General features: G+C 61.7%; 12 protein-coding genes. 5 read left to right on the forward strand and 7 right to left on the reverse strand.

All coding sequences use genetic code 11. From position 1 onward, the window contains the following. The first annotated feature begins 28 nt into the window (after positions 1 to 28). Positions 29 to 463, forward strand: a complete 435-nt coding sequence (locus AB8A50_RS12555; RefSeq protein ID WP_089265199.1) for a hypothetical protein — start codon at positions 29 to 31, stop codon at positions 461 to 463. Positions 464 to 536: 73 nt separating this feature from the next. Here the strand turns inward: AB8A50_RS12555 and AB8A50_RS12560 are convergent, their stop codons facing one another. Continuing rightward, a complete protein-coding gene (locus tag AB8A50_RS12560; protein ID WP_068735594.1) occupies positions 537 to 1,043 on the reverse strand; it encodes a YciE/YciF ferroxidase family protein in 507 nt (168 codons plus the stop codon). Positions 1,044 to 1,445: 402 nt separating this feature from the next. Here AB8A50_RS12560 and AB8A50_RS12565 point away from each other — a divergent pair, with 402 nt between their 5' ends. Then, positions 1,446 to 2,522 (forward strand): lysylphosphatidylglycerol synthase transmembrane domain-containing protein, encoded by a 1,077-nt coding sequence (locus AB8A50_RS12565; protein ID WP_439077841.1) that lies wholly within the window; start codon positions 1,446 to 1,448, stop codon positions 2,520 to 2,522. A gap of 80 nt (positions 2,523 to 2,602) precedes the next feature. Next, positions 2,603 to 4,561 carry a hypothetical protein gene (locus AB8A50_RS12570; protein WP_439077842.1) on the forward strand — a complete coding sequence of 653 codons (1,959 nt, stop codon included), beginning with the start codon at positions 2,603 to 2,605 and terminating at the stop codon, positions 4,559 to 4,561. Positions 4,562 to 4,614: 53 nt separating this feature from the next. Here the strand turns inward: AB8A50_RS12570 and AB8A50_RS12575 are convergent, their stop codons facing one another. Continuing rightward, positions 4,615 to 6,159: an MFS transporter gene (locus AB8A50_RS12575; RefSeq protein WP_439079972.1), complete on the reverse strand. Its 1,545-nt coding sequence runs from the start codon at positions 6,157 to 6,159 to the stop codon at positions 4,615 to 4,617. Between the two features lie 158 nt (positions 6,160 to 6,317). Here AB8A50_RS12575 and AB8A50_RS12580 point away from each other — a divergent pair, with 158 nt between their 5' ends. Continuing rightward, positions 6,318 to 7,175, forward strand: a complete 858-nt coding sequence (locus AB8A50_RS12580) for a LysR family transcriptional regulator (protein ID WP_439077843.1) — start codon at positions 6,318 to 6,320, stop codon at positions 7,173 to 7,175. On the opposite strand, the gene AB8A50_RS12585 is transcribed toward AB8A50_RS12580, so the two are convergent. From AB8A50_RS12585 to AB8A50_RS12595, 3 genes are all read right to left on the reverse strand, one after another. Beyond that, a complete protein-coding gene (locus AB8A50_RS12585; protein WP_439077844.1) occupies positions 7,172 to 7,741 on the reverse strand; it encodes a DUF4865 family protein in 570 nt (189 codons plus the stop codon). The genes AB8A50_RS12580 and AB8A50_RS12585 overlap by 4 nt on opposite strands. 261 nt (positions 7,742 to 8,002) lie before the next feature. Further along, a complete protein-coding gene (locus AB8A50_RS12590) occupies positions 8,003 to 8,638 on the reverse strand; it encodes a DUF2147 domain-containing protein (protein WP_439077845.1) in 636 nt (211 codons plus the stop codon). Positions 8,639 to 8,902: 264 nt separating this feature from the next. Next, positions 8,903 to 9,931 (reverse strand): NAD(P)/FAD-dependent oxidoreductase, encoded by a 1,029-nt coding sequence (locus AB8A50_RS12595; protein WP_089265205.1) that lies wholly within the window; start codon positions 9,929 to 9,931, stop codon positions 8,903 to 8,905. Between the two features lie 200 nt (positions 9,932 to 10,131). Here AB8A50_RS12595 and AB8A50_RS12600 point away from each other — a divergent pair, with 200 nt between their 5' ends. Further along, positions 10,132 to 10,584, forward strand: coding sequence for an acyl-CoA thioesterase (locus tag AB8A50_RS12600; protein ID WP_439077846.1), 453 nt, complete (start codon positions 10,132 to 10,134; stop codon positions 10,582 to 10,584). A 40-nt stretch (positions 10,585 to 10,624) separates the two neighbouring features. Here AB8A50_RS12600 and AB8A50_RS12605 read toward each other — a convergent pair whose 3' ends face one another. Together AB8A50_RS12605 and AB8A50_RS12610 are read right to left on the reverse strand one after the other, a co-directional pair. After that, positions 10,625 to 10,945: a 2Fe-2S iron-sulfur cluster-binding protein gene (locus tag AB8A50_RS12605; protein ID WP_089265206.1), complete on the reverse strand. Its 321-nt coding sequence runs from the start codon at positions 10,943 to 10,945 to the stop codon at positions 10,625 to 10,627. A 167-nt stretch (positions 10,946 to 11,112) separates the two neighbouring features. Beyond that, positions 11,113 to 11,460, reverse strand: coding sequence for an Hpt domain-containing protein (locus AB8A50_RS12610; RefSeq protein ID WP_439077847.1), 348 nt, complete (start codon positions 11,458 to 11,460; stop codon positions 11,113 to 11,115). Between the last annotated feature and the right edge of the window lie 77 nt (positions 11,461 to 11,537).

Genomic DNA, 11,537 nt, shown 5'->3' on the forward strand with positions numbered 1-11,537 from the left:
TCGCCTGCATGTCCCTTACAAGCTTGCCATGGCCGAGACGACCACTTTTCCGCGCCGCCTGATTCTGGCCGGCGCGATGATTTCAGGATTGCTGCTGGCGCTGGCCGTACACATGCTCGGCCAGCGATTCGGCCTCGACCTCGGTGGCCTCTGGCGCAACGATCCCGACAATTTCATGCCGATCGGATCCGCCTTCGCCTGGTGGCTGATCGCGGCGATGGCCTTTGTCGGCGGCTATGTGACCGCTAACCTGCTGCACAGCGCAGCATCCGGTCGCATCCCGCAGCGCATGCGGCAGTTTCTGATCACCATTGGCGTGCTGTTTCTGGCCGGCGCCGGTCAGGCGGCCTCGGCGCCCAACGCTATACCGACGGCATCGGGTGTTCTGGCCAGTCTTGCCGCCCTCGGCCTCGGCGGCGTCATGGCGTTCTGCGGCGCCCATTTTGCGCTGCGAAAGGCATAGGCGAAGCCCAAAAAAATCGCGCAGGCTTTCGCCCGCGCGATTGTTCTGTGCCGTGTGATCGCTGGTACCGCGATCAGCTTGCGGCGCGCATATTGACCTTGCCTTCGGCCAATGACGTCAGCTTCTTGTCGGTGGTCTTTTCCTCATCGAGCGTCTTCTGCAGCACGGCCGCGCAATCGTTGCGGCCAAGCTGGCGCGCCCACGCGATCAGGCTGCCGTAACGCGCGATCTCGTAGTGCTCGGCGGCCTGAGCCGCATTGATCAGCGCGGCGTCGAGTACCTTCTTGTCCTCGACTTCCCCGGCGGTCTCGTCGGCTTCCTTGATGATACCGTCGATTGCCGGGCAGGTAACCGCCTTCACCTCGGCGCCGTGCATGGCGAAGACCTGCTCAAGCCGCTGCACATGCACTTCGGTTTCTTGCAAATGCGTCTTGAAAGCCTGCTTCAACAGTGGTTCTGCAGCCTTGTCAGCCATTTTCGGCAGCGCCTTCAGAAGCTGCTTCTCCGCGTAATAAATGTCCTGCAGCTGGTGCACAAACAGGTCATCCATCGTCTTGATGTCCTTGGTGAACAGTCCCATCGTTTCAATCCCGATGTTCTGGAACGGGGTGGCCGCTGCGGCGCATTGTCCCGCTCGGTTGCGATAGGCCGGTAACCATCGATATTGGGACGTGTTCCGGGACCGTCTTGATTTGCCGCATGGAACATTCGACTTGCCCGCCTATATGAAATGCGGGACGAATGGCTCGGAATTGTGTGTGCGATTGTCGTGCAGGGTCAGGGCTTTGCAGCCGGCGCGGGTATGTGGCGACCTTGCGGCGCGGTATTAACGCTGGCGCTGTCAAGGACTGCACAACGAAACGTTTTTGCCGTAAGGGTTTGGGCTTGATGAGTGAACTTCGCGTATGAGTGAATTGGTCGCCGCTTGCCGCCTGTTACCCCGATCGGCTTTCCACCTGTTCGCGCTCCGCCGGGAGGACGAATGCAACGATTGCTGACCGCGCTCGGGCGCGGCTTCAAGCAACACGTCGGCTGGAAACGGCTGGGTGTTGTCGCAAGCCTGATCGTCATCGCCCTCGCCATCTCCCATCTGGTGCATACCCTGAAGGGCCTCGATACCGCCAAGATCCTGGCGGCGATGGCCGCAAAATCGACGATGCAAATCGCCATGGCGACGCTGTGCGTGATCGGCGCCTTCTGCACTCTCACCTTCTACGATTACTTCGCGCTCAGAACGATCGGCAAGAAGCATGTGCCGTATCGGATCGCGGCACTCTCGGGCTTCACCAGCTACACCATCGGCCACAATATCGGGGCCACCGTGTTCACTGGCGGCGCCATCCGCTTCCGCATCTATTCGGACTACGGATTGAATGCCATTGACGTCGCCAAGATCTGCTTCATCTCCGGACTGACCTTCTGGCTCGGCAATCTGTTCGTGCTGGGCATCGGCATGGTCTGGCATCCGCAGGCCGCCTCGGCCATCGATCTCCTGCCCAATGCCATCAATCGGCTGATCGGGTTCGGCTGTCTGGCCGGCATCATCGGCTATCTGGTCTGGCTGTCGATCGGCAAGCAACGCCGCGAGCTCGGTCAGAACGGCTGGAAGGTCGTCCTGCCCTCCGCCCAGTTGACGCTGCTGCAGATCGCCATCGGCGTTGTCGATCTCGGCTTCTGCGCGCTGGCTATGTATCTGCTGATGCCAGATCAGCCCACTATCGATTTCGTCTCGCTGGCTGTGGTGTTCATCCTCGCCACCCTGCTGGGCTTCGCCAGCCATGCCCCGGGCAGCCTTGGCGTATTCGACGCCGCTTTGCTGGTGGCGCTGCCGCAGTTCCGCCAGGAGGAGCTGGTCGCCACCGTGGTCATGTTCCGGATCCTGTATTTCATGATCCCGTTCGCCATCTCGATCTGCATCATGGGCACCCGCGAAATCTGGCTCAGTGTCATCCAGCCATGGCACAGGCGCCGCCTGGATGACCGCAATGAACGTCGCGAGACCGAGCCCGCCCCGGTCGTGGTGCATGAGCAGCCATTGAAGCGTCAGTCACAGGGTTGAATCAGTCCCGGGCGTGCCACATCACGCGTCCGGCCAATCGATTTCTTACTTCCGCCCCATACGTGACGTTCAACACCGCCATGGCCCCCATCTATTTCAGACGTTCATTGATCAACCTCGCCTTGCTGCTCGGCATGCTGGGCGCGCTGCCGGTTGGATCGGCCGCCGCGCAGGGCGTCGCCAACAGTTCGATCCAGATTTCCTGGGAAGTGCGCAACCGCTTCCGGCTATTCCGCGAAGAACGTGACTTCCAGCTCCATGTCGACGCCATGCGCAACCGCAGCGTGCTGGGTGCCGAACAGGCTTTGGGCGTGCAGAGCGACGGCCGCGGCTGGGCGCGCAACACCGTCAACCGGCTATGCATCGATCTGGCGGGAAAGGTCAGCGAGCCCTGCACCCGCGACACCGTCAAGGAAAGCTACCTGACGCCGACCGAGCACCCGATCACCGTCCGCCTTACCGGCGAAGTGCCGGTCGGTGCGATCTGCGCCTGGACCTTCGAGGACGGCGAAGGCCCGCGCCAATCTACGCTCGATTGCGCCGAGCCGATCAATTTCCGCGCCATCTATGGTCGCCGCACGGTCGCGACTGTGGAGGTCACCAGCGGCGCCGAGGCTCCTGTGCGGGTCAGCGCCGACATCGCCGTGCGCGACATCCTGATTGCGGGCCTCGGCGATTCCATTGCGTCGGGCGAAGGCAATCCGGATCGTCCGGTCGCGCTGTCCGATGACGGCTTCTGCTTCCGCTCTTATCTCGGCGGCCCCAGCGGGCAGTTCTATCGGCCGAGCCGCGCCGGCTTCAAAGGCGGCCGCTCCTGCGACTCCTATGAATCGCTGCAGGCCTGGCAGCGCGCGGGCGCGCAGTGGTTCAATGCCGCGTGCCACCGCTCGCTTTATAGCTACCAGACACGCGCCGCGCTGGCGCTCGCCGTGCAGTATCCGCACATCGCCGTCACCTATCTGCCGCTGGCCTGTTCGGGCGCGACCATCGCCGACGGATTGCTGGGTGGACAGCGCGCGCGTGAGTGCCTCACCACGAAGAATGCGAGCACCTGTGCGGGCAGCGTCAACGCGCAGATCGCCGAACTGCGCGAAGCCATCACTGCCGCCAAGCGCCGTCAGCCGGCACGCCGGCTCGATCTCGTGCTGCTGTCGATCGGCGCCAACGACATCAACTTCTCCGGGCTCGTTGCCGACGTCATCGTCGAGAACGCCACCGAACGTGCGCTGTTCAAGCGCGGCGGCATTCTCGGCTCGGTCGAGGACTCCCGCAGCGCGCTGGTACGCGAACTGCCCTCCAGCTTCGGCAAGGTACGGGAAGCCCTGAAACCGCTGCTCGGCGGAGACATGTCGCGCGTGGTGTTTGCCGCTTACGCCAACCCGACTTTCGCCAATGGCGCGCCCTGCCCCGGCGGTCCGGCCGGCTTCGACGTGCATCCATCCTTCAGCGCCGATCCGCAGCGGCTGGCCAATGTCGCGAATTTCGTCGAGTCCGAATTCCTGCCGCAACTGAAGTCCATCGCACTGTGCCAGGGCGGCGTACTGTGCCGCAATCCCGAAGCCGACCGCATGACCTTCGTCGATCAGCATCAGGCGACCTTCGCCAATCACGGCTTCTGCGCACGCTCCTCATCCGATCCCGAATTCGATCGCGCCTGCTTCTCGCCCAAGGGCGAAAGCTTCGAGACCAGTCTCGTCGAAGCGGCGGCGCAGCCGATGGTGTGCGGTCGCGGCGCCAGCGAATTCCGCCCCTATTTGCCGCGTGGCCGCTGGATCCGCGACGCCAATGACAGCTACTTCGCGGCGATGACCTATCCGCAGGGCTATTCGGCGGCGATCCAGCCGGCCGATATCCACGATGCGACCTGGGGCATTCTCTCGGCCGTTTATGGCGGCGCGATCCATCCCACCGGCGAAGGTCATGCAGCAATGGCCGATGCCGTCGTGCCGGCAGCGGCGAGCGTATTGCGGCTGGGCGCGGAAGCTGATGTCACGCAGGAGCCGCTGGCACCGATGGTGCTGCAGCCGGCCGCGCGATAGGACGATCAGCTCAGCTATCCATCGCGGTCCCGGCAGAAGCGAAGCGGTCCGGACTACGCCCGACCGTCGCCTTCGACACAGCTTTGACCATGTGGCGCGCGTCTCGGCAGTCCATGGCCGAAGACAACAAAGCTGATGCCCGCGAGAATCCACACGCTCATTCCGCCATAGAGCATGACCCAGCCGAACCCTTGGGTCAGGGCGTCTTGAATGACGGCTCCGCCGGGATTGTATTCGGACGCAAGCGCCGTGCCGGCGGCGACGCTTTCTGCCAGCGAGCGTAAGAGCTCGACACTGGTACCGCTTGGTAGCGCGGCCTTCAAAGACGCACGAACTCCCTCGACGAGAATGAGGCCCATGAGCGCGATATTAATGGCAAGCGCAATCATGCGGGCGCTCATATCGATGCCTGACGCCATGCCCGCGCGTTCCTGCGGCACTGATCCGGTCGTCGTGTTGGTCACGGGCGTATTGGTCAGCCCCAATCCGATGCCGGCAAGGACGCATCCCGGCAGCATCGTCAGCCAGCTCGCATGCGCGACCGAGCTGCCGATCTTCATGGCGAAGAACCCCGCTCCGATCGTGAACAGGCCGAGCGGGATGACCAGACCCGGATGGAAACGTAGCACGAGTCGTTCGGCCACCGGCGGCACGACCAGCGTCGGCAACGTATAGGCCAGAAGCGACAGTCCGGCGCCGACGCTGCTATAACCTAACCCTGCCTGGAAATAGATCGGCAGATAGATCATGAACGGCCAGAAGCTGAAGTTCATGGCCATCGAGCCGACCAGCGCGCCGGAAAAATTACGGATCCGAAAGACGGTGAAGTCGAACATCGGCCTCGGGCTGAGACGCTCGGCGAAGACAAAGCCGATCAGGCTTGCAGCGAACACGCCGACGACCGCAAACGCCGTCCAGCTGTCGAAGCCGATATCCGGGCCTTGCGTAATGAAGAATGCGAGGCAGAAGACTGCAAGCGAGAGCGTGATGATCCCTGCAAGATCAAGGCTGCTGGCCTCCGGATCGCGCGACTCGCGAACTCCGCTCCCGGCAAGGATCAGGGCGATCACGGCAAGCGGGACATGGATGAGGAAGGCCCATTCCCAGCTAGACAAAGCCACGATCGCACCACCGATGATCGGGCCGAAGCCCAGACCGATGCCAAAGATGATCCCCCACCAGCCGAATGCAACGGCGCGTTGCCGCCCTTCCGGAAATTGATGGGATAGCACCGCGACCTGGCAGATCAGCATCGCCCCGCCGCTCATGCCCTGGAGAAATCTGGCAACGATCAGCACCAATATATTTTCGGTCAGGCCGCAAAGCAGCGATGCAGCGGCAAACGCGACGATCGCAATCAGATAGACGCACTTGCGCCCATAGCGATCCGCGAGCGTGCCGGTTGCCATCAGCACCGTCGTCACCGCGATCGTATACGCATTCATGACCCATTGAAGCTGTTTGAAATCGGCATGAAGCACCCGCTCCAGTGTCGGCAGGACCGCGGGAATGCTGGAAATCTCCAGACCGAACATCAGGGAGGTGAGACAGGCAGCCGCCAAAGCCAATGTGCTTTGTCGTGTCGATTCGGAGAGCATGGGAGCCTTTCGGGATAATAACGCGCCACAGTGAAGCCCGACGACAGAGGACGAGGTCCACCCGGTCTGCGTTGTGATGAACGCAACATAGGCAGAGGTTGACCATTTCAGAATTGGATGATTAAATATTTCAGAGACAACAAATCTGGATAATTCAAATGAGTGCCCTGGACGTGGATGCCGTGCAGGCATTCGTGACCATCGCCAATCTTCAGAGCTTCACCCGCGCGGCGGAAGCGCTCGGCACGACCCAGGGCGCGATCAGCGTGAAGCTGAAGCGGCTGGAAGACCGCCTCGGCCATAAATTGATCGAACGAACCCCGCGAATGGTGCGCCTCTCGGCGCAAGGCGCGCTATTCGTCGATTCAGCCCGCGACTTCCTGGCCGCGCATGATCGCGCTGTCGCAGCTTTGTCTGCGACCCGTCGCCGTTTCGCACTCGGCATTGCGGCCCATGTGGCCGGGCCGGAGGTTCCGACGCTGCTGGCTCGCCTGAATGCCCATGACCCCACGCTCACGATCGAGGTTCGCCTCGATAATTCACGCAATTTGCTGGACGCATTCGACCGCGGCGAAATCGATGCGGCCATCGTCCGGCGTGAGGATGATCGCCGCGATGGCGAAGTGCTTGCGCCCGAGCATTTCGGCTGGTTCGCAGCACCGGGTTTCGTGCACCGGCCGGGCGAGGCATTGCGACTGGCGGCGCTAACGCCAGTATGTGGCGTGCACGACGTTGCCATTCATGCGCTGGACGCGGCCGGCATCGCATGGACGGAGGTGTTTCTCGGTGGCGGCTCTTCAGTCGTGTCGGACGCAGTCTCCGCAGGCCTTGCCACCGCGGTCTTCTCCTGCCGGCTTGCACCGGCCGGCACCGTCGAAGTCAGCCAGAAATTTGGCTTGCCGCCGCTGGCGTCATCGGAAATCGTACTTCTCTCGACACTGTCGGATATGCAGTCTCGCCAAGCGCTGCGAACCCTCGCGGCTGCGTTCCGCGAACACCGCGCGCATACGAGCTAGGTAGCGTATGGAAGGCGATCCAGCAGCGGCTGCGCCAGATGCAGGATCTGGTAGCAAGCGCCAGCATCGGTGCATTCATTCTCCGAGAGCAGGACGCGGGTGAAGACCCACTTCTCGGCATCCAATCCGACGATTGCTGCAACAATTCCGGCGCGCGCCGAGAGATCCGCGTTGCGCTCGATCTCGCCTGTCATTGCCGCTGCGAGATTGGCATCGGGCGGAATGGCAACGTCCTGCCGATAAGCAAAGCGCGCCTCCCGTCCAGCCCCCTTCCGGGCATCGAGGGCAACGCGTGTTTCGATCCGCGCCCGACCGAACATATCGACGACGATCTTGTATCCGCCGTTCACGAGAAAATCGCGAAACGCCTCGTCGTGCCGCCACAGATAAAGCGAGGAATAGCTAGACGTCATTGCACCGAAGCGCCCGCTCTCTCGCAAGAGAAATCCCTTGAAATAGAGCTCCGGCTTTGCATCCCAGAGCGGCCCACGCTCCTGCGCGCGTGAGCGGATCAAGCCGAGATCATAGTCGGCGGGCAAGCGATGCTCGTAATGCGCAACGATCATCGTGATGGGCTCCTTCAGCAGCCATTGTCATTGAATCGATGCACGATATCGATCGACGGGCCGCGAAGAACAGACGTGGAATCATATTTCTATGATCCGGTATTCAAATGAATCCGGAGAGAGCCGACAAGCAACGTTGGAAGCTGGCGCGCACGGTTGAATTGGCAACGAAATGGCCGACGCGCCATGGCGTCGGCTTCCAGAATGTGGGGTGTTGGACAGTCTTCGCCTGTGGGGGAGCCACAAGCAAGTTGGCGGCGATCAGCGCGCGACGTTGCTACCCGGGGTCACGTTGCTGGCCTTCTTCATCGGCGGGACGGGGGCCTTCGCGGCGGCATTACCGACGGTTGGCGGCTTCACGGCTGCTGCCGCGAGGGTCGGCACATATTTCGCGATCACGGTTGGATCGAGCGAGGCCATTTCGGTGTCGGGCAGACGGTACCAGGTCTCGTCCTTGCCGAGCAGCGCAATGCCCCAATAGCCACGCACGGTGAGCGCCCGACCATCGGCGCTGACGCTCATCTTGGCCTTGTAGACCTTGCCGTCGCGCGGATCGAGAATGTTGCCGTTCTCGTATTTCAGTCCCTGCTGCTGCATGTTGCGGATGAAGGAGATGCCCAGCACTGGCTGGCCCTTCCGGTCATCGACGCACTTGCCGCAGAAGTCGTCGCCCGGCTTGTCATCGGGGCTCGGAAACGTCTTGGCGATCGCGCCTTCGAATACGCCGCCGCCATGGTCAACCACCAGAACCCAGACGACAGGCTTGTTATTCTCAACCTTCTGCCAAAGCCCGGCAGCAGTCGGCTCAGCGGCGTGGAGAGGGCCGGCAAACATCGCGCATGCGGCCAGACCTGAAGCGACTGTGAGCGCCAGACGTCGGGATCGAAGTTGTGCCATCGCCTTCCCCAGTGCAATTCGTCGTCCAGGCATCCGCCGAGTATCCGCACTCGATCCGATTGCATAGACTATCAATCTTCCGCGACGAGAGAGTGACTGCGGTTGATGGCTTTTGCAAGATTGCCGATCGCGCGCCGGATGTCCGATTGTGTCAGCGGCCACAGCTTTGCCACAAGCTGCCCCACCGAACCCGACGCGGTTACCGGCGATCCGAACCGCCTTTGCATCTCCGTCATACAAGATGTTTCCAACAACTAGCCGAAGTTAGTTAACGCCGAGCTTCTTCTGCAGGCTGGAGGAGGACGTCGTGTATTGAAACACCAGCCGCTTGTCCGGATAGACGTAGTGATATGCCTTCTGTGCCATCAGCGCGCCCTCGTGGAAGCCGGACAGGATGAGTTTGAGCTTGCCGGGATATGTATTGATATCGCCGATGGCGAAGATGCCGGGGACATTGGTTTCGAACGACGCCGTCTCCACCGGGATCAGGTTGTTCTCCAGCGTGACGCCCCAGTTGGCGACCGGACCGAGCTTCATGGTCAGGCCGAAGAACGGCAGGATCGTATTGCAGTCGATCCGGACACTTTCGTTGTCATTGCCCTTGATGACAGCCCCAGTGAGATGGCCTCCCTCGCCTTCGAGCGCGGTGACCTGACCGATCTGCAGGTCCATCTGACCGGCTGCCACGAGCTTGCGCATCTGCTCGACACTGTGAGGCGCAGCACGAAAATCATCGCGCCGATGCAAGAGCGTGACGCGCCGCGCGACCGGATGCAGGTTGAGCGTCCAGTCCAGTGCACTATCGCCGCCCCCGACGATCAGCAGATCCTTGTCGCGGAATTGCTCCATCTTGCGCACCGCGTAGAACACCGACGTGCCTTCATAGGCTTCGATGCCCGGCACCGGTGGACGCTTCGGCTGGAACGAGCCGCCGCCGGCGGAGATCACCACCACCTTGGTTTCGAACACCTGGCCGGCATCCGTCGTGACACGAAACAAGGGGTCGCCGATCTTCTCGATGGTCTCGATCATTTCATTCAGATGAAAGGTCGGATGGAACGGCTTGATCTGCTCCAGCAGTGCTTCGGTCAGCCCCTGACCGGTGACCAGCGGAATCGCAGGAATGTCGTAGATCGGTTTTTCAGGATAGAGCTCGGCGCATTGGCCACCGATCTTGTCCAAGATATCGACGAGATGGACCTTCATATCGAGCAGACCCAGTTCAAAAACGGCGAACAGTCCGCAGGGGCCGGCGCCGATGATCAGCACGTCCGTCTTGATCGTTTCGCCCATAGTGTTTTTTCTCGGTTGAACCAGCCCTGCGAGATCGCAGAGCCCGGCGCCATCCGGCAATTGCGTCCAGCCTAGCGGCGCCACACGGGGAAAGCCACAGCGGCTCGGCCTGAAATCAGCATGTGCCCCGCCCTTGCCTGGGCTGTGCAACTGCGCTGTAACAGGCGCAAACCTGCCAAGCATTGCTGGAGATCAATTTCGTGAACGCCCCTGCCCGCGCCCCGGCGCCCGTCCTCGACGACTATCCCTATCGCCTGTCGGACAATGTGCGCTTTGCGGATCTCGATCCGAATAACCACGTCAACAACGCGGTGTATTCGAGCTATTTCGAAACCAGCCGCGTGTTGCTGATGCGGGACCCGGCATGCGGGCTGATCGCGCCGGGGCAAAGCTGGGTGCTGGCGCGGCTCGATATTCACTTTCGCGCCGAATTGCACTGGCCCGGCAAGATCGAACTCGGGCTCGGCGTTACCAAAATCGGCCGGACCTCGGTGACCTATTCGCAGGTGGTGTTTTCGGAAGGCAAGTGCATGGCCTCGGCGATTGCAACGACCGTGATGGTCGGCCTCACCAGCCGCCAGCCGACGCCGATCCCGCCCGAGGTCATCGAACGGTTTCAGCCATGGATGCTGCGCGGCTTGAACGCGCAGTAAATAACAGGGCTTGGAAAGCTCAGAACAAGTCTTGGGAAGCTCAGGCCTGGCGTTCCGGCGTGATCACGACAAGGCCGTCGAGCGCATCGGTGATCTTGATCTGGCACGACAGCCGGGAGTTCGGCTTGATGTCGTAACCGAAGTCCAGCATGTCCTCTTCCATCGGCGTCGGCGCACCGACGCGCTCCTGCCAGGCTTCGTCGACATAGACGTGGCAGGTGGCACAGGCGCAGGCGCCGCCACACTCGGCTTCGATACCCGGGATGGCATTGCGAATGGCCGCCTCCATCACCGTGGAGCCGATCTCGGCGTCAATGCTGCGGGTCTCACCGGAGTGATCGACAAAGTTTATCTTGGCCATGATGCTCGCGCTGCCGAAAGGAAGATACCGGCTGTCCTATAACGGGTCGATCCGGATCGCGCCAGCGCTCCGCAGCAAAACCGTCATCTAGAAAAGCAGGGCCAAGCATGCCCCCTTTGGGGGATCAAAAACGATCCCTTTTGGGATCAAAGCTGATCCCTTGGGGATCAGGACCGTTTCAGAAGGACGTCGATCTCCGCCCGCGCCTCGAGAACGGCGTCGGTGAGCGTCATCAGGGCCTCAGCGGTATCGCTGCTGTCGCGCAGCGTAGTTTCCAGCCATTCGGCGGCTTCCGTGATGCGGAACGCGCCGACCGCCTGCGCGGAGCCCTTCAGCTTGTGCGTGAGTTCAGCCGCATCCGCCGGCATTTTGACGATCTTCTCGATCAACTCGCTCGACTGGGCCGCGAACATCGCCAGAACTTCACGTTCCAGGCTGCTATCGCCCATAGTCATACGTTGAAGGTGGGAGAAATCGATCGGCCCGTCATCGGGAACCAGCGGCGGTGACGGCATCCATTGAACTCGTTCGAGGTGAAGCGGCATTGATGATGGCCCAAACTCCCGCCAACCGAACGATCCGGCTGCGATTT

The sequence above is a fragment of the Tardiphaga sp. 841_E9_N1_2 genome (assembly GCF_051811065.1).
Classification (GTDB): Bacteria; Pseudomonadota; Alphaproteobacteria; order Rhizobiales; family Xanthobacteraceae; genus Tardiphaga; species Tardiphaga robiniae.